This is a genomic window from Geodermatophilus sp. SYSU D00684, from assembly GCF_054050455.1.
Genome location: NZ_JBJGZI010000005.1, coordinates 158,716 through 176,552 on the forward strand (window position 1 = coordinate 158,716; position 17,837 = coordinate 176,552).

General features: G+C 76.2%; 14 protein-coding genes. 6 read left to right on the forward strand and 8 right to left on the reverse strand.

The features are described 5' to 3' along the window. Positions 1 to 29: 29 nt before the first annotated feature. Complete coding sequence (locus ACI79L_RS05200) at positions 30 to 1,793, reverse strand: glycoside hydrolase family 2 protein (RefSeq protein ID WP_456935750.1); 1,764 nt, start codon at positions 1,791 to 1,793, stop codon at positions 30 to 32. A 157-nt stretch (positions 1,794 to 1,950) separates the two neighbouring features. On the opposite strand from ACI79L_RS05200, the gene nagA reads away from it, so the two are divergent. Further along, positions 1,951 to 3,078 carry an N-acetylglucosamine-6-phosphate deacetylase gene (nagA, locus tag ACI79L_RS05205; protein ID WP_456935751.1) on the forward strand — a complete coding sequence of 376 codons (1,128 nt, stop codon included), beginning with the start codon at positions 1,951 to 1,953 and terminating at the stop codon, positions 3,076 to 3,078. On the opposite strand, the gene nagB is transcribed toward nagA, so the two are convergent. Continuing rightward, positions 3,075 to 3,857 carry a glucosamine-6-phosphate deaminase gene (gene nagB, locus ACI79L_RS05210; RefSeq protein ID WP_456935752.1) on the reverse strand — a complete coding sequence of 261 codons (783 nt, stop codon included), beginning with the start codon at positions 3,855 to 3,857 and terminating at the stop codon, positions 3,075 to 3,077. The genes nagA and nagB overlap by 4 nt on opposite strands. A 144-nt stretch (positions 3,858 to 4,001) precedes the next feature. On the opposite strand from nagB, the gene ACI79L_RS05215 reads away from it, so the two are divergent. Beyond that, a complete protein-coding gene (locus tag ACI79L_RS05215) occupies positions 4,002 to 5,183 on the forward strand; it encodes a hydroxymethylglutaryl-CoA reductase (protein ID WP_456935753.1) in 1,182 nt (393 codons plus the stop codon). Positions 5,184 to 5,204: 21 nt separating this feature from the next. On the opposite strand, the gene ACI79L_RS05220 is transcribed toward ACI79L_RS05215, so the two are convergent. The 4 genes from ACI79L_RS05220 to ACI79L_RS05235 form a co-directional block, all read right to left on the reverse strand. Continuing rightward, positions 5,205 to 6,419, reverse strand: a complete 1,215-nt coding sequence (locus ACI79L_RS05220) for an acyl-CoA dehydrogenase family protein (RefSeq protein WP_456935754.1) — start codon at positions 6,417 to 6,419, stop codon at positions 5,205 to 5,207. A gap of 16 nt (positions 6,420 to 6,435) precedes the next feature. After that, a complete protein-coding gene (locus ACI79L_RS05225) occupies positions 6,436 to 7,287 on the reverse strand; it encodes a MaoC family dehydratase (protein ID WP_456935755.1) in 852 nt (283 codons plus the stop codon). Continuing rightward, the gene (locus tag ACI79L_RS05230; protein ID WP_456935756.1) at positions 7,287 to 8,627 is read right to left on the reverse strand and encodes a 3-oxoacyl-ACP reductase; all 1,341 of its coding nucleotides are present in this window, start codon (positions 8,625 to 8,627) and stop codon (positions 7,287 to 7,289) included. The genes ACI79L_RS05225 and ACI79L_RS05230 overlap by 1 nt, the downstream gene beginning before the upstream one ends. A gap of 73 nt (positions 8,628 to 8,700) precedes the next feature. Beyond that, positions 8,701 to 9,987 carry an acetyl-CoA C-acetyltransferase gene (locus tag ACI79L_RS05235; RefSeq protein ID WP_456935757.1) on the reverse strand — a complete coding sequence of 429 codons (1,287 nt, stop codon included), beginning with the start codon at positions 9,985 to 9,987 and terminating at the stop codon, positions 8,701 to 8,703. Positions 9,988 to 10,077: 90 nt separating this feature from the next. On the opposite strand from ACI79L_RS05235, the gene ACI79L_RS05240 reads away from it, so the two are divergent. Both ACI79L_RS05240 and ACI79L_RS05245 read left to right on the forward strand, forming a co-directional pair. After that, positions 10,078 to 10,746, forward strand: coding sequence for a TetR/AcrR family transcriptional regulator (locus ACI79L_RS05240; RefSeq protein WP_456935758.1), 669 nt, complete (start codon positions 10,078 to 10,080; stop codon positions 10,744 to 10,746). After that, a complete protein-coding gene (locus ACI79L_RS05245) occupies positions 10,743 to 12,788 on the forward strand; it encodes an acyl-CoA dehydrogenase family protein (RefSeq protein WP_456935759.1) in 2,046 nt (681 codons plus the stop codon). Before ACI79L_RS05240 ends, ACI79L_RS05245 begins: the two co-directional genes overlap by 4 nt. A 12-nt stretch (positions 12,789 to 12,800) precedes the next feature. Here the strand turns inward: ACI79L_RS05245 and ACI79L_RS05250 are convergent, their stop codons facing one another. After that, positions 12,801 to 13,706, reverse strand: coding sequence for an ABC transporter substrate-binding protein (locus ACI79L_RS05250; protein WP_456935760.1), 906 nt, complete (start codon positions 13,704 to 13,706; stop codon positions 12,801 to 12,803). After that, positions 13,703 to 15,694 (reverse strand): putative bifunctional diguanylate cyclase/phosphodiesterase, encoded by a 1,992-nt coding sequence (locus ACI79L_RS05255; RefSeq protein WP_456935761.1) that lies wholly within the window; start codon positions 15,692 to 15,694, stop codon positions 13,703 to 13,705. Before ACI79L_RS05255 ends, ACI79L_RS05250 begins: the two co-directional genes overlap by 4 nt. A 103-nt stretch (positions 15,695 to 15,797) precedes the next feature. Here ACI79L_RS05255 and ACI79L_RS05260 point away from each other — a divergent pair, with 103 nt between their 5' ends. Together ACI79L_RS05260 and ACI79L_RS05265 are read left to right on the forward strand one after the other, a co-directional pair. Next, a complete protein-coding gene (locus ACI79L_RS05260) occupies positions 15,798 to 16,529 on the forward strand; it encodes a trimeric intracellular cation channel family protein (protein WP_456935762.1) in 732 nt (243 codons plus the stop codon). A 28-nt stretch (positions 16,530 to 16,557) separates the two neighbouring features. Continuing rightward, entirely contained in the window at positions 16,558 to 17,781 is a 1,224-nt protein-coding gene (locus ACI79L_RS05265; protein WP_456935763.1) for a saccharopine dehydrogenase family protein, read from the forward strand. The last annotated feature ends 56 nt before the right edge of the window (positions 17,782 to 17,837 follow it).

A 17,837-nucleotide genomic window follows, 5' to 3' on the forward strand; every position in this document is an offset into this window, starting at 1 on the left:
CGTGATCGTTACGGTTCTCGAGCCGGCCGTCACCCGGCGCCGGTGGTGGCCCGGCGGATCGCCTCGACGTCGCACTTGGGCACCCGGCCGGCGGTCAGCAGGCCGTTGACCTCCTGGTACGTGTCGGTGAGCTGGGTCCAGCAGGCGCCGGCCAGGGCGGTGCTCGCGTGCACCGCGGCCCACTGGTCGCGGTAGCGGGCGAGCAGGTCCTCCGGGGAGCGGGCGTCGGCATACCCCCACGGCTCGGTGCGGTCGGCGTCGGAGCGCCCGGCGTTCAGCGCGATCCCGCCGAACTCGGACAGGACGACGGCGCGGCCGGCGACGCCCGCGCGGTCGAGGTCGGTCAGCCGGCCGTCGGGCCGCCGCCCGCCGGCCAGGCGCTCGAGGTCGGCGGCGGTGGCGTAGCGGGCGGCGAGCACCGCCGGGTCCTGCTCGTAGTCGTGGACGCCGAGGATGCTCCCGCCGAGGGCCTCCCAGCCGTCGTTCGCCGAGACCGGGCGGGTGCCGTCGAGCGCATCCGCGGTGGCCGCCAGGGCGGTGACCAGGCCGCGCTGGGCGCGGTCGGCGGCCGCCTCCTGCACGCCCCACGACTCGTTGAGCGGCACCCACGCGACCACGCTCGGGTGCCCGCGGTGGGCGACCACCACCTCGGCCCACTCGCGCAGCAGCCGGGCGGCCGACGTCGGGCCGGGACGGTGGGCGGCGGGCATCTCCGCCCACACCAGCAGGCCCGTGCGGTCGGCGAGCGCGAGCCAGCGCGGGTCCTCGGTCTTCTGGTGCTTGCGGGCGCCGGTGAAGCCCAGCGCGCGGGTGAGCTCCAGGTCGCGGCGCAGCGCGGCGACGTCGGGCGGGGTGGCGCCGGTGTGCGGCCAGTAGCCCTGGTCGAGCACCAGGCGCAGCGGCACCGGCCGGCCGTTGACCAGCAGCCGCCCGTCGTCCACCTCGACCGAGCGCAGCGCGGTGTAGCTCGCGACCTCGTCGAGGACCTCGCCGTCGTCGCGGACCAGCGCGATCTCGGCGTCGAGGATCACCGGGTCCGGGCCGGGCTCCCAGGTCAGGTGCCAGCGGTCGTCGGTGCCGCCGTCGCCGACCTGCAGCGTCCGCTCGACCACCGCGCCGTCGACCCGGACCGCGTCGTCGGCCAGCAGCCGCTCGCCGGCCCACAGGCGCAGGTGCAGCCGGGCGCGGGGAACGGGGACCGACAGCTCCACCCGGACGTCGACGCGCAGCGTGCGCGGGTCGCCGCGCCAGACGACGTCGGTGACGTGCTCCCGCGCCACGGACTCCAGCCACGGCGTGCGCCAGATGCCGGTGGTGCGCGGGTAGAAGATCTCGTGCGGCTCGTCGCGCCAGTCCTGCTTGCCGCGCGGCGCCTCGAGGTCGCGGGGGTCGTCGTCGGCCCGGACGAGGAGGTCGGCGCCGTCGCCGAGGAAGTCGGTGACGTCGACCCGGAAGGGCGTGTAGCCGCCCTCGTGCCGCGTGACGTGCGCGCCGCCCACCCAGACGTCGCACACGCGGTCGACCGCGCCGAGGTTGAGCACCGTGCGGCGGTCGCCCTGCCGGCCGGGCAGCGGGCGGCGGTACCAGGCGCGGTGCAGCGGGCCTGTCCAGCCGATGCCGCTGGCCGGGGTCTCCGGGGCGTACGGGACGCGGATCGTGCGGTCGAACCGCACGGTGCCGGGCGCGGCGGCGAGGTCGGGGTCCGCCGCGAACTGCCAGTCCCCGTCGAGCGAGCGCCAGGGCCGGCGCAGCAGCGGGCGGGGGTGGGCGGTCGGGTCGTCGCGGCGGTCCACGCCCCCACCTCACCGGACCCCGGCGGGCCCCGCACGGCACGGCGGCCGCCGGACGTCGACCTGCGGCTGCCTCGCGCCGCGGGAGACGACCGCAGGTCGGCAACGGGCGCGCAGGCGCGGACGCCGTCGGCAGCACCGCATGGAGGAGGATCCCGGTGTGCTGCTGACCGGCGCTCGGCTGCTCGACGCCGGCGGGGTCACCGACGACGGCTGGGTGCTGCTCGACGAGGACACGATCGCCGCCACCGGCACCGGCCGGCCGCCCGGGCACGCCGGCGAGACCCTCGACCTGGCCGGCGCGGAGCTCACCCCGGGCTTCGTCGACCTGCACGCGCACGGCGGCGGGGGCGAGGCCTTCGACGACGGCCCCGAGGCGATCCGCACCGCGCTGGCCGTGCACCGCGCCGCGGGCACCACCCGCTCGGTGCTCAGCCTGGTGGCCGCGCCGCTGGACCGGCTGGAGACGTCCCTGGCGGGCATCGCCGAGGTGGCCGCCGCGGACCCCACCGTGCTCGGCGCCCACCTCGAGGGCCCGTTCCTCGCGCCCGCCCGCTGCGGCGCCCACGACCCCCGCCACCTGCGCGCCCCCACCGCGGACGCCGTCGACCGGCTGCTCACCGCCGCCCGCGGCACCCTGCGCCAGGTGACCGTCGCCCCCGAGCTGCCCGGCGCGCTGGAGGCGGTGCGCGACCTCACCGCCGCCGGGGTCGTCGTCGCCGTCGGGCACACCGACGCCGACGTTGCGCTCACCGCGGCCGCGTTCGACGCCGGCGCCCGGCTGCTCACCCACGCGCTCAACGCCATGCCGGGCCTGCACCACCGCGAGCCGGGCCCGGTCGGCGCCGCGCTGGCCGACCCGCGGGTCACCCTGGAGCTCGTCCTCGACGGCGTCCACGTGCACCCCGTCGTCGCGCGGCTGCTGGTGGCCGGCGCGCCCGACCGGGTCGCGCTGGTCACCGACGCGATGGCCGCCACCGGCGCCGGGGACGGCGACCACCGGCTGGGCGGGCGGGCGGTCACCGTGCGCGGCGGCCGGGCGGTGCTGGCCGGCACCGGCACCATCGCCGGGTCCACGCTCACCCAGGACTCCGCGCTGCGCACCGCCCTCGCCGCGGGCGTCGACCCGGTCACCGCGGTCACCGCGCTGACCGCCACCCCGGCGCGGGTCCTCGGCCTCGGCGACCGGCTGGGCCGGCTGGCGCCCGGCGCCGCCGCGGACCTCGTCGCCCTCGACGCGGACCGGTCCGTCACGGCCGTCTGGGCGGCCGGGCGCCGGGTCCGCTAGGGCCGCTGCCAGGACGGCCGGGCCGCGTAGGCGTGCCGGTAGTAGGCGAGCAGGCTCAGCCGGGCCGCGGCCGCCTCGTCGACGACGACGGTCGCCCGCCGGTGCAGCTGCAGCGCCGAGGCCGGGCAGACGGCGGCCAGCGGCCCCTCGACGGCGGCCGCGACCGCCTCGGCCTTGGCGCTCCCCTGCGCGACCAGCAGCAGCCGCCGCGCCTCGAGGATGGTGCCGAGCCCCTGGGTGAGGCAGTGCAGCGGCACCTCGTCGGGCGAGGCGAAGAAGCGGGCGTTGTCCGCGCGGGTGCGGGGCGCGAGGGTCTTCAGCCGGGTGCGCGAGGCGAACGACGACGTCGGCTCGTTGAAGCCGATGTGCCCGTTGGCGCCGATCCCGAGCAGCTGGACGTCCACGCCGCCGGCCGCGGCGATCGCCCGCTCGTACTCCTCCGCCGCCGCCTCCAGGTCGGCCGCGCCGCCGTCGGGGACGCGCACCCGCGCCGGGTCCAGGCCCAGCGGGCCGGTGACGTCGCGGGCGACCACCGCCGCGTAGCCCTGTGGGTGCCCGGGCGGCAGCCCCACGTACTCGTCGAGCGCGAACCCGCTGACGCCGGAGAGGTCGAGCTCGCCGGCGGCGACCCGGCGCGCCAGCTCGGCGTAGACGCCGACCGGCGAGGACCCGGTGGCCAGGCCCAGCACCGCCCCGGGCCGGTGCCGGACGACGTCGGCGACCACGTCGGCGGCGACCCGGGCGACGTCGTCCGGGCCGGGCAGGACGACCACCTCCACCCGGCCACTGTCCCACCCCGCCCACGGGGCGACCGGGAGCGCCGTGGCCGCGCGGACCGACCGGAGGGCGGGGACCGGAGTCGCGGACGGACGTGAGCCGGATCACACTGGGTGTGCCGTCCGCATCCGAGCCGAGGTGCCCTGATGACCGACACTCCGCACCGCACCCGCATCCCCCGCGACCGCGAGCACGACTACACCCGGGAGATGGCCGACAAACGTCAGGCCTTCGTCGCCGAGCGCACCGGCGCGGGCCTCGACCACGTCCGCCAGTACTCCTTCGACCCCGCCGTCCTGCCCGGCAACATCGAGAACTTCACCGGCGTCGCCCAGGTGCCCATCGGGCTGGCCGGCCCGCTGACCCTGCGCGGCGAGCACGCGCAGGGCGACTTCTTCGTCCCGCTGGCCACGACCGAGGGCACGCTGGTGGCCAGCTACAACCGCGGCATGCGGGTGCTCGGCGAGAGCGGGGGCATCCGCACCACCGTCGTCGACGACCACATGCAGCGGGCGCCGGCGTTCATCCTCGACGACGCCCTGCAGGCCCGGGAGTTCGGCCGCTGGGTCGACGAGCACCTCGACGGGATCCGCGCCGCCGCCGAGGCCACGACCCGCTCGGGCCGGCTGACCTACATCGGCCAGCACCAGATCGGGCCGCTGCGGTACCTGCGGGTCAACTACACGACCGGCGACGCCGCGGGCCAGAACATGACCGGCAAGGCGACACTGGCCGCCTGCGAGTGGATCCGGGAGAACCACCCCGACCACCCGCGCTACGTGCTGTCCGGGGCGATCGACACGGACAAGAAGCACTCGCAGATCAACATGCTCATGACCCGCGGCAAGCGCGTCGTCGCCGAGGCCACCATCCCCCGGGAGGTGCTGCGGCGGCTGACCGGCGTCGACACCCGGGACCTGTTCGAGTACCGGCAGATCGGCATGGCCGGCTCGTTCATGTCGGGCGCGGCCTACAACGGCGCGCACGCGGCGAACGGGCTGACCGCGCTGTTCATCGCGACCGGCCAGGACGTGGCCAACGTCAGCGAGTCGCACTCCGGGGTCACCTACACCCAGCTGCTGGAGAACGGCGACTACTACTGGTCGACCACGCTGACGTCCCTGATCGTGGCCACCTACGGCGGCGGCACCGGGCTGCCCACCCAGCGCGAGTGCCTGGAGCTGCTCGGCTGCTACGGCTCGGGCAAGGTGCAGAAGTTCGCCGAGATCTGCGCCGGCGTGGTGCTGGCCGGCGACGTGTCCCTGACCTCGGCGATCCTCGCCGGCGACTGGGTCACCAGCCACGACGCGCTGGGGCGCAACCGGTGACCCGGCACGGCGCACCCCGGCTCAGCGGATCTGGACGCCGGAGATCGTCCGCGCGATGACCAGCCGCTGGATCTCCGAGGTGCCCTCGAAGATCGTGTAGATCTTCGCGTCGCGGGCCATGCGCTCGACGGGGTAGTCGCGCGTGTAGCCGTTGCCGCCCAGGATCTGCATGGCCTGCTCGGTCACCCGCACCGCCGTCTCGCCCGCGACCAGCTTGCTCATCGAGCCCTCGGCGGAGGTGAACTGCTGGCCGGTGCGCGCCATCCACGCGGCCCGCCAGACCAGCAGCCGGGCGGCGTCGATGGAGGTCTTCATGTCGGCGAGCATGAAGGCGATCGCCTGGTTCTCGATGATCGGCCGGCCGAACTGCACCCGCTGCCTCGCGTAGTCCAGCGCGTACTCGTAGGCCGCCCGCGCCACCCCGACCGCCTGGGCGCCGACGCCGGGCCGGGTGCGTTCGAAGGTGGCCATCGACGGCTGGGTGCGGCCGCTGCGCAGGCCCTCCCGCGCCCGGGCCAGCCGCTCCTCGAGCCGCTCGCGGCCGCCGAGCAGGCAGTCGCCGGGCACCCGGCACCCGTCGAGGACGACCTCGGCGGTGTGCGAGGCGCGGATGCCGTGCTTGAGGAACTTCTGCCCCTGGGTGAGCCCCTTCGTGCCCGGCGGGACGACGAAGCTGGCGTGGCCGCGGGCCCGCAGCTCCGGGTCGACGACGGCCGTGACGACGTGGACGTCGGCGATGCCGCCGTTGGTGGCCCAGGTCTTGGTGCCGGTGAGCACCCACTCGTCGGCCGCCTCGTCGTGGACCGCGCGGGTGCGCATCGCCCCGACGTCGGAGCCGGCGTCGGGCTCCGACGAGCAGAACGCGGCCACCTTGGGCTCCGCCTCGGTGCCGAACATGGCGGGGATCCACTGCCCGACCTGCTCGTCGGTGCCGTTGGCGCGCACGGACGCGGCCGCCAGGGTGGTGCCGACGATCGCCAGGCCGATCCCGGCGTCACCCCAGAAGAGCTCCTCCATGGTGAGCGGGATGCCGAGGCCGGACTCGTCGAACCACTGGGTGGCGAAGAAGTCGAGCGAGTAGAGCCCGATCCTCGCCGCCTCCTGGAGCACCTCCCACGGGAACGCCTCGCGCTCGTCGTACTCGGCGGCCACCGGGCGGACGACGTCCGCGGCGAACTCGTGCAGCCACTTCTGCAGCTCGACCTGGTCCTCGGTGAGCTGGAACGACACGGCCACGGTGCATCTCCTCCGGTCAGAGCGGGCGGACGGTGCCCACGAGGTGGTCGGACCCGTCCCGGGCGTTGCGTACCGCGAGGTCCCACCCGCCGTCCACCGGCGCGGTGGCCAGGGTGACCGTCGAGGGGAGCAGCAGCGGCCGGCGGAAGCCGACGTCGGCGGTGAGCGCCCCGGGCAGCCGGCCCGACAGCGCGGCCAGCGCCCGCGCCTTGGCCCACATCCCGTGCGCGATCGCCCGCGGGAAGCCGAGGGCCCGGGCGGTCAGCGCCGAGAGGTGGATCGGGTTCACGTCGCCGGAGACCCGGGCGTAGCGGCGGCCGGCGTCGCCCGGGACCCGCCAGCGGATGGTCCCCGCGGGCAGATCGCCGACGGTCACGTCGACGTCGGACGCCGGCGCGCCCTCGGGCGCCCGTGCCCCGCGGGCCAGGTAGGTGGAGCGGCCGCGCCAGACCTCGGCGCCGCCGGCCGACACCGACGCGCACAGGTCGACGGTCGCGCCGCGCGGGTGGACGGCGAACCGCTCGGCCCACACCTCGAGGTCGAGGGCCTCCCCCAGCCCGACCGGCCGCAGCACGTCGACCCGGTTGCGGACGTGCACCAGGCCCGGCAGCGCGAGCGGGAAGGCGCGGTCGCTCATCAGCGCGACCTGCAGCGGGAAGGTCAGCACGTGGGGGAAGGTCACCGGCAGCGCGTCGGCCAGCGGGAAGCCGCAGACCCGGGCGTAGGCGGCCACCTCGGCCGGGTCCACGGTCACGCCGCGGCGGGCCAGCCGGGTGGCCGGCAGGTCGCCGCCGCGGCCCCGCGCGGTGAGCGCGGCCCGCGCGAACAGCGGCGCCATCGCCGGCGCCGACTCGAGCACGGTGACCATCAGGCGCCCAGCACCGACTGGCCGCACACGCGCACGACCTGCCCGTTCACGCCGGCGGCCGTGGGCGAGGACAGCCAGGCGATCGTCTCGGCGACGTCGACCGGCAGGCCGCCCTGCTGCAGCGAGTTGATCCGGGCGCCGACCTCGCGGGTGCCGAAGGGCATCCTCGCCGTCATCTCGGTGACGATGAAGCCCGGCGCGACGGCGTTGATCGTGGCCCCGCGCCCGGCGAACTCCGGGGCCCAGGCGCGCACCATGCCGATGACGCCGGCCTTGCTCGCCGCGTAGTTGGTCTGCCCGCGGTTGCCGGCGATGCCCGACTGCGAGCTCACCGCGACCACGCGGGCGCCCGGCCGGAGCAGGCCGTCGGCGTCGAGCAGCGCGCGGGTGAGGTCCAGCTGCGCCTGCAGGTTGACCGCCATGACCGAGTCCCACCGGGCGGCGTCCATGTTGACCAGCAGCTTGTCCCGGGTGATCCCGGCGTTGTGCACGACGACGTCGACCCCGCCGTGCCGCTCCCGCAGGTGGGTGACCAGCCGCCCGGCGGCGTCGGGGGCGGTGATGTCGAGCTGGAACGCCGTCCCGCGGACCTCGTTGGCCACCGCGGCCAGCGCCTCCCCCGCCGCCGGCACGTCGACGGCGACCACGTGCGCGCCGTCGCGGGCCACGACCCGGGCGATCGCCGCGCCGATGCCGCGCGCGGCCCCGGTGACGACGGCGATCTTCCCCGCGAGCGGGCGCACCGGGTCCTCGTCCGCGGGCACGTCGGCCGCCGACACGGTGAGCACCTGCCCGTCGACGTAGGCGGACCGGCCGGAGAGGAAGAACCGCACGGCGCTGCCGACCGACGCCTCGGCGCCCTCCGGCACGACCACGAGGTTCGCCGTCGACCCGGCGCGCAGCTCCTTGGCCACCGACCGGACCAGCCCCTCCAGGGCCTGCCGGGCCGCGGCCTGGGCCGGGGAGGCGGCGTCGGCGGGCGGGTCGGCGAGCACGAGCACCCGGCCGGTCGGCCGCAGCCGCTTGATCGCCGGGGCGAGGAAAGTGTGCGCCGCGGCCAGCTGCCCGGGCCCGGTCAGGCCGGTGGCGTCGAGCAGGACGGCGGCGGGCCGCTCGCCCTCGTCGTCGGCGGCCGGGACGGTCACGCCGGCGTCGCGGAGGACGGCGGCCAGCGTGCCGCCCAGCCGGCCCTCCCCCGCCGTCCCGACGACGGCCGGGCCGGGCAGCAGCGGCTGCCCGGGCTCGTACCGGCGCAGCACGGCCGGCCGGGGCAGGCCGAGCTGCCTGACCACGCCGGACCCGACGCCGGAGTTGGCGAAGGTCGTGTACCAGTCGCTCACGGGTGTTCCTCTCCGATGCGTGCACTTCCGCGGAAGTGCGCCGTGCACTTCCGGGGAAGTGCACGGTAGGGGGTCAGGACTCGAGGATCGCGACGACGCCCTGGCCGCCGGCCGCGCAGACGGAGATGAGGCCGCGCCTGCCGGGGCCGGCCTCGTGCAGCGTCTTGGCCAGGGTCGCGACGATGCGGCCGCCGGTCGCGGCGAACGGGTGCCCGACCGCCAGCGACGAGCCGTTGACGTTGAGCCGGTCGCGGTCGATCGCGCCCAGCGGGGCGTCGAGGCCCAGCCGCTCCTTGCAGAACGCCGGGTCCTCCCACGCCTTGAGCGTCGAGAGCACGGTGGACGCGAACGCCTCGTGGATCTCGTAGAAGTCGAAGTCCTGCAGCGTCAGGCCGTTGCGGGCGAGCATCACGGGCACCGCGTAGGCCGGCGCCATGAGCAGGCCCTCGCCGCCGTGCACGTGGTCGACGGCGGCGGTCTGCGCGTCGACGAGGTGGGCGAGCACCGGGAACCCGTGCTCGACGGCCCACTCGTCGGAGGACAGCAGGACGGCCGAGGCCCCGTCGGTGAGCGGCGTCGAGTTGCCCGCCGTCATGGTGGCGCCGGGGCCCTCGCCGAAGACCGGCTTGAGCGTCGCGAGCTTCTCCAGCGAGGTGTCCGGCCGCAGGTTCTGGTCGCGGGTCAGGCCCAGGTAGGGGGTGACCAGGTCGTCGAGGAAGCCGCGGTCGTAGGCGGCGGCGAGGTTGCGGTGCGAGCGGACGGTCAGCTCGTCCTGCTCCTCGCGGCCGATCTGCCACTCCTCCGCGGTGATGGCGGCGTGGTCGCCCATCGCCAGGCCGGTGCGCGGCTCGGTGTTGCGCGGGATCTCGGGCACCAGCTGGCCGGGGCGCAGGCCGCGCAGCGCCTTGAGCCGCTGGCCCAGGGTCTTCGCCGAGTTGAGCCGGATGAGCACGCGGCGCAGGTCCTCGTGGACGGCGAGCGGCGCGTCGGAGGTGGTGTCGACGCCGCCGGCGATGCCCGACTCGATCTGGCCGAGGGCGATCTTGTTGGCGACCAGCACCGCCGCCTCGAGGCCGGTGCCGCAGGCCTGCTGCACGTCGTAGGCCGGGGTGGCGGCCGACAGCGTCGAGCCGAGCACCGACTCGCGGGTGAGGTTGAAGTCGCGCGAGTGCTTGAGGACCGCGCCGGCGACGACCTCGCCCACCTGCTCCCCCTGCAGCCCGAAGCGCGCGACCAGACCGTCCAGGGTGGCGGTGAGCATGTCCTGGTTGGACGCCTGCGCGTAGCGGGAGTTGGAACGGGCGAACGGGATGCGGTTGCCGCCGAGGACGGCGGCCCGCCGGGTCCGGTGCGAGCTCATCGGTGACCTCCGGGGGTCCCTGGAGCGCCGTTCGCGGGCGAACGGCGGACGGAGTGGCCGGTACCGACGGTACACGGTACCGTCGGTTACATGAAAGCCGAGACGGCGACCCGGCGGCGCGACCGCCGGGACTCGCGGTGGGACGAGCACCGCCGCGCCCGCCGCGAGCAGCTGGTGGACGCCACCGTCGCCGCGGTCGGCAAGCACGGCGCGGGCGTCGGCATGGACGAGATCGCCGCCGAGGCCGGCACCAGCAAGACCGTCGTCTACCGGCACTTCGCCGATCGCAGCGAGCTCTACGTCGCCGTCTGCAACCGGGTCGCGGCCCAGCTCACCGAGAAGCTGCGCGCGGCGATGACCAGCACCGACCACCCGCGCCGGATGGTGGCCGCCGCCGTCGAGACCTACCTGGCGTTCCTGGAGGCCGACCCGGAGCTCTACCGCTTCGTCGTCGCCCACCCGCTGCTGGACCGGCCGGTCGACGCCGACCCGGTCAGCACGCTGTCCGACCTGGTCGGCGACCAGGCCGCCGCGCTGGTGGCCGTCGCCCTCGAGCAGGCCGGCCGCGACCCCGCGGCCGCCGCGCCCTGGGGGCACGGGCTGGTCGGGCTGGTCCGCGCCGCCGCCGACTGGTGGCTGCGCGCCGACCGGCCGATGCCCCGGGGCGACCTGGCCGCCCACCTCACCGACCTCGCCTGGGCCGGGCTGCGCAGCCTGGTGCCGGGAGAGCCCGTCCCCACCTCCGAGGAGAAGAAGTGACCTCCACCCTCCCCCGCACCGTGGACCCGGCGCGCCTCCAGGAGGTGCTCGACGGGCGGTGGGCGCACGTGCGCCACGACGCCCGCGAGCAGCTCGGCGACCCGAAGTACGCCCCGGTCTACGGCGAGTCGGTGCAGGAGGCCCGCGAGCGGATCACCCGGCTGGCCGGCGAGCTCGCCGCCACCGGCCGCGTCGGCCTGGGCTTCCCCGAGGAGTACGGGGGCGAGGCCGACGCCGGCGGCTCGGTGACCTCCATCGAGATGCTGGCGTTCGGCGATCTGTCGCTCATGGTCAAGGCCGGCGTCCAGTGGGGCCTGTTCGGCGGCGCCGTCCAGCTGCTCGGCACGCAGCGGCACCACGACGCGTACCTGCCCGACATCATGAGCTTCGCGCTGCCCGGCTGCTTCGCCATGACCGAGACCGGCCACGGCTCCGACGTCCAGCAGCTGCGCACCACGTGTACCTACGACGCCGAGACGCAGACCTTCGACCTGCACACTCCGCACGAGGCCGCGCGCAAGGACTACATCGGCAACGCCGCGAAGGACGGGCGGATGGCCGTCGTCTTCGCCCAGCTGGTCACGCAGGGCGAGCCGCGGGGCGTGCACGCCTGGCTGGTGCCGATCCGCGACGAGGACGGCAACGCCATGCCCGGCGTCACCATCGGCGACGACGGCCCGAAGGCCGGCCTGCTCGGCGTCGACAACGGCCGGCTGTCCTTCGACCACGTCCGCGTGCCGCGGGAGATGCTGCTCGACCGCTACGGGCAGGTGGCCGAGGACGGCACCTACACCTCGAGCATCGCGAACGAGACCCGCCGCTTCTTCACCATGCTCGGCACGCTGGTCCGCGGCCGGGTGAGCGTCGGCGGCTCGGCCGGCTCGGCCACCAAGCTGGCCCTCGACATCGCCGTCCGCTACGGCGAGGTCCGCCGCCAGTTCGCCGCGCCCGGCCGCGACCGGGAGATCGCGCTCAACGACTACCTGGTCCACCAGCGCAAGCTGCTGCCGGCCCTGGCCACCTCCTACGCCCTGGCGTTCGCGCAGGAGGAGCTGGTCAGCACCATGCACGACGTCCAGACGGCGGTGCACGAGCACGGCGAGGCGGTCGACGAGGCCGCCCAGCGGGAGCTCGAGTCGCGCGCGGCCGGGCTCAAGGCGGCCAGCACCTGGCACGCCACCCGCACCATCCAGACGTGCCGCGAGGCGTGCGGCGGCGCCGGCTACCTGGCCGAGAACCGGCTGCCCCAGCTCAAGGCCGACACCGACGTGTTCACCACGTTCGAGGGCGACAACACCGTCCTGCTGCAGCTGGTCGCCAAGGGCCTGCTCACCGGCTACCGCGACGCGTTCGGCTCCCTCGACGGCTGGGGCCGGGTCGCGTTCGTCGCCGACATGGTCCGCGAGACCGTCCTCGAGCGGACGGCGGCCCGCGGCCTGATCGCCCGGCTCGTCGACGCCGTCCCCGGCCGGGACGAGGACGTGCCGCTGCGCGACCGCGGCTGGCAGCTGAAGGCGTTCGAGTTCCGCGAGAAGCACACCCTCGAGGGCGCCATCCGGCGGCTGCGGAAGAACGCCGCCACCGACGGCATGGAGCCCTTCCAGGTGTTCAACAGCGTCCAGGACCACGTGCTGCGCACCGCGTCCACGCACATCGACCGCGTGGTGCTCGAGGCGTTCGTCGCCGGGATCGAGCGGACTCCCGACCCGGACGCGAGGGCGCTGCTCGAGGCCCTGTGCGACCTCTACGCGCTGTCGACCATCGAGGCGGACAAGGGCTGGTTCCTCGAGCACGGCCAGCTCACCCCGGCCCGGTCCAAGGCGCTGACCGCCACGGTGAACGCCCTGCTCGCCGAGCTGCGGCCGCACATGGTCACCCTCGTCGACGGCTTCGCCATCCCCGCCGCGTGGAAGAACGCCGCGATCCTCGAGGAGGAGTCGGACCGGCAGGAGGCCATGGCCGCCGAGGACGCCCGGCTGAAGGCCGCCGTCGTCACTCCAAACGACAGTGCCACCGCGGTGGAGGTCGCGCCCGCCCAGTAGCGCGAGCCCGGGTCAGCTGCCGGCGGGCAGGGCGCCGTTGACGGTCACCGCGTCGACGGCGCCGTGCCCGACCTCCCAGCGGTCGAGCAGCTCCTGGTAGACGCCGTCGTCGACCAGCCGCTGCAGCGCCTCGGTGAGCACGTCGCGCAGCCCGGTCCGCTCCGGGGCGACGGCGATGCCGTACAGCCCGGGCTCGTACTGGGTGTCGGAGACCAGCTGGTAGCTGTTCTGCGTCCGCGGGTCGGTGGTCACGTAGACCGCCGGCGGGTAGTCGGCGACGACGGCGTCGGCGCGGCCGGTGCGCAGCTCGAGCAGGGCGTCGTCGTTGGTGGGCAGCTCGTGCACGTCGATGCGCCGCGTGCACGAGGTCTGCGCCCGCTCCAGCAGCCCGACCTGCACGGTCCCGGCCTCGACGGCGACGCTGCGGCCGCACAGCCCGGCCAGCTCGTGGATGCCGAGCGGGTTGCCGCGCGCGACGACGATCGAGGAGCCGGCGCGGAAGTAGTTGACGAAGTCGGCCTGCTGCTCGCGCTCGGCGGTGTCGGTGACCGCGCTCATGACCAGGTCGAACCGGTCGGCGGCGAGGTCGTCGAGCAGCGTGTCGAACGGCGAGGCCTCGAAGCGCACCTCCACGCCGAGCAGGTCGCCGAGCGCGGCGCCGAGGTCGGGCTCGAACCCGACGATGGTCCGCCCGTCGGGGCCGAACGAGGACGCCGGCGGGTAGGACGGGTCGTTGGCCACGGTCAGGACGCCGGCCTCGCGCACGTCGGCGGGGAGCGCGGCGTGCAGCTCCTCGTCGACGGCGACGGCGGCGGCCGGGCCGGCGCCGGTCGCCGGGGCGGCTCCCCCGCACCCGGCGGTCACGAGGGTGGCGGCGAGGACGGCGGTGCCGACGACGGCACGGCGGGTGCGGGTCACGCGAGGACCTCCTGGGCGGGCGCGGACGCGACCGCGCAGGTGAGTTCCGGCCACGGGCGGGGCCGGGAGAACAGCCAGCCCTGGGCGCGGTCGCAGCCGACCGCCCGCAGCCAGGCGGCGACCTCGGGCGTCTCGACGCCCTCGGCGCAGACCGACAGCCCCAGGCCGTGGGCGAGCTCGACCAGCGACCGCACGACGGCGGCGTCCTCGGCCGAGACGTCCACCCCGGTGACGAAGGCCCGGTCGACCTTGACCTCCGCCAGCGCCAGCGAGCGCAGGTGCGACAGGCTGGCGAAGCCGACGCCGAAGTCGTCCAGCGCCGCGCCGAACCCGTGCGCGGCGAGCTCGGCCAGGCAGGCCGAGGCGGCGGCGAGGTCGGCGGGCAGCGCGGTCTCGGTGACCTCCAGGACCAGCTTCGCCGGCGGCACCCCGGCCGCGGCGGCGAGCCGGGCGACGGTGGCGGCGAACCCGGGCGCCTCGAGGTTGCGCACCGAGACGTTGACCGAGACGGTCCAGTCCTCGCCGGCGGCGGTCCAGGCGGCGCAGTCGGCCAGCGCCTGCCGGAGCACCCACTCGGTGAGCGCGCCCATGACGCCGGACTGCTCCAGCGCCGGCAGGAACTCGCCGGGGCCGATCAGCCCGCGCTGCGGGTGCTGCCAGCGCAGCAGCGCCTCGACGCCGACGGTGGCGCCGGAGGCCAGGTCCACCTGCGGCTGGTAGTGCAGGCGCAGGTCGCCGTCCTCCAGCGCGCGGCGCACGTCGTGCTGCAGCGCCGGCGAGTGCGGCGACGGGGCGGTGGCGCGGGGGTCGAAGACGACGACGCCGGTCGCGCCGCGCTTGCCCTGGTACATGGCGGCGTCGGCGCAGGTCATGAGCGTCTCGACGTCGGTGGCGTCGGCCGGGTGCATGGCGATGCCGCAGCTGGCCTCGACCGCCAGCGGCACGCCGTCGACCACGGTCTCCACCGACAGCGCGTCGCTGACCCGCTGCACCAGCTCGCGGGCGGCGCCGGCGTCGTCCATGCCGGGCAGTAGCAGGCCGAACTCGTCACCGCCCAGGCGGGCCACGGTGTCCTCCGCCCGCACGGTGGCCGACAGCCGCCGGCCCACCTCGCGCAGCAGCTGGTCACCGGCGTGGTGGCCGAGGGTGTCGTTGACCTCCTTGAACCGGTCGAGGTCGACGAGGACGACGGCGGCCGGGGCGCCGCGGCCGACCTCGGCGGCCACCCGGCGGGCGAACAGCTCGCGGTTGGCCAGGCCGGTCAGCGGGTCGTGCAGCGCGTCGTGGGCGGCCTGCGCGGCCTGGCGGCGCAGCCGGCGGGTGGTCGACCAGGAGATCCCGGCGAGCACCACGTACAGCGCGCCGAGGCCGGCGCCCAGCCGCCAGTAGGTGCGGGTGGTGGCCGCCTCGACCTGGGCGGCGACGGTGTCGTAGGGCAGCAGCAGCTCGAGCACGCCGACCGAGCGGCCGGAGGTGTCGGCGACGATCGGCTGCAGGACGCGGATCATCCGGCCCACGGCCAGGCCGTCGTCGTCGAGCAGGGCGACGTCGGTCCCGCCGGCCGCGGCCGAGGCGAACGCGGCGCCGGCCGCGGGGACGACGTCCTCGCCGGCGGGGTAGTCGGGCAGCGCGGTCTCGGGACCGGTGGCCCCGTCGTCGGCGAAGACGACCGTGCCGGCGAAGTCCCGCAGCCGCAGCCGCAGGATCGAGCCGCGGAAGACGGCGAGGTCGGTGGCCGCCTGCAGCCGCTCGCGCTCGGCACCGGTCAGCCCGGTGCCGAGGTCCTGCCCGCGCAGCGCGGGGGCGATGGCCATCTCCTCGACCACCGCGGCCTGCGCGTGGCCGTACTCCAGCGCGCGGTCGACGGCGTCCTGCCGGATGCCCGCCGCGAGGACCGCGCCCAGCACGACGACCGGCACCAGGCCGGCCGCGGCGTAGGCGGCGAACAGCCGGGTGCCGGCCGCCGTCGCGCTCCGGGACCTGCTCATGGCTGCCTCATCGGACGGACCGGGCCGCGGGTCGAGCGCCGTCTCACCCGTCCGGGGGGCCGGGTCCCGGGCGGCGCGGGGCCGGGCGGGAGGATGGACCCTCGTGAGCACCCTCGCGGCGGCCACCGAGACGCTGCGCGTCCCGGCCGCGGTCGACCTCGCCGCGATCGTCGTCGGCGCGCTCACCGGCGGGCTGCTGGCCGCCCGGGAGGGCTTCGCCGTCTCCGGGGTCCTGCTGCTCGCGGTCAGCGGCGGCCTCGGCGGCGGGCTGATCCGCGACGTGCTGCTCGCCGAGGGGCCGCCGGTGGCGCTGACCAACCGCGCCTACCTGCCCGCCGTGGCCATCACCGCGGCGGTGACCTTCTTCTTCTCCGGCTGGCTGTCCCGGCTCACCGCGCTGCTGGTGGTGCTCGACGCGCTGACCCTCGGCCTGTTCACCGTCATCGGCGCACAGAAGGCCCAGCTCGCCGGCCTGCCCAGCGCCTCGGTGGTGTTCATCGGGACCCTGACGGCGGTCGGCGGGGCGGTGATCCGCGACGTGCTGCTCGCCCAGCGCGCCGACATCGTGCAGCCGGGGCCCTACAACGCCGTCGCCGCGCTGCTCGGCGCCACCCTGCTCACCCTGCTGGCCGGGCCGCTCGGCGTGGACCCCATCCCGGTGGCGCTGCTGGTGATCGCGTTCGTGGCGGCGTTGCGGGTGCTGTCGGTGTGGCGCGGGTGGGAGGCGCCGGTCGCCGTCGACCTCCCCGGCCGCGCCCGCAGCCGGCTGGCGGCCCGCGACCGGTCCGGGCGGCCGGACGGGCGCCGCCGGGTCCTCCGCCGCCGGATGCGGTGAGCCGGAGCCGCCCGGCAGGATGAGCCGCATGCCCGAGCGGGAGCACGACGTCGTCCTCTTCGGCGCCACCGGCTTCGTCGGCCGCCTGGTCGCCGCCTACCTGGCCGAGGCCGCGCCGCCCGACCTGCGCGTGGCCCTCGCCGGCCGGTCGCGGGAGAAGCTGACCGCCGCCGCGGCCGACCTGCCGGAGCCGGCCCGCCACTGGCCGCTGCTCGAGGCCGACTCCGGCGACCCGGCGGCGCTGACCCGCATGGCGGAGGGCACCCGGGTGCTGGTCACCACGGTCGGCCCGTACCACCGCTACGGCCTGCCGGTGGTGGAGGCCTGCGCCCGGGCGGGCACGCACTACGCCGACCTCACCGGAGAGGTGCTGTTCGTCCGCGAGGCCATCGACCGCTGCGACGCCGTCGCGCGGGAGACCGGCGCCCGCCTCGTGCACGCCGCCGGCTACGACTCCATCCCGTCGGACCTGTCGGTGTTCCTGCTCGCCGAGCGGGCCCGGGCCGACGGCGCGGGCGGGCTCACCGACGTCCGCCTGGTCGCCACCGTCCGCGGCGGGTTCAGCGGCGGCACGGTCGACTCGATGCGCGCGCAGGTCGAGGCGATGGCCACCGACCGGGCGGTGCGGAAGGTGATCGGCGACCCGTACGCCCTCTCCCCCGACCGCGCCGCCGAGCCGGACACCCGGCAGCCGCCGGACGCCATGCCGCCCGCGCTCGCCGCCGAGGGCCGGTGGACCGCGCCGTTCGTCATGGCCCCGTTCAACACCCGGATCGTGCGCCGCAGCAACGCGCTGCAGGACTGGGCCTACGGCCGCGGCCTGCGCTACGGCGAGTCGATGAGCACCGGCCGCGGGATCCCCGGCGTCCTGGCTGCCGCCGGCGTCACCACCGGTCTCGCCGCGGCGCTCGGCGCGATGTCCTTCCCGCCCACCCGGGCCCTGCTCGACCGCGTGCTCCCCGCGCCCGGCAGCGGGCCGAGCGAGGCGGTGCGGGAGAGAGGCTTCTTCCGCATGGTCGTCGACGCCGACACCGAGAGCGGCCGCCGCTACCGGGCGACCGTGGCCGGGCAGGGCGACCCCGGCTACAAGGCGACGTCGGTGATGCTCGGCGAGGTGGGGCTGGCCCTGGCGCTCGACGGGGAGCGGCTGCCGGACCGGGCCGGGTCGCTGACCCCCGCGACGGCGCTGGACGGCGTGCTGGTCGAGCGGCTGCGCGCGGCCGGGCACACCTACGAGGTCGCCGCCCTCTGAGGGTGCCTGTCGTCGAGGAGTGGGGCCCGGAGGGTCCCGCGATCGAGGCGACGAGG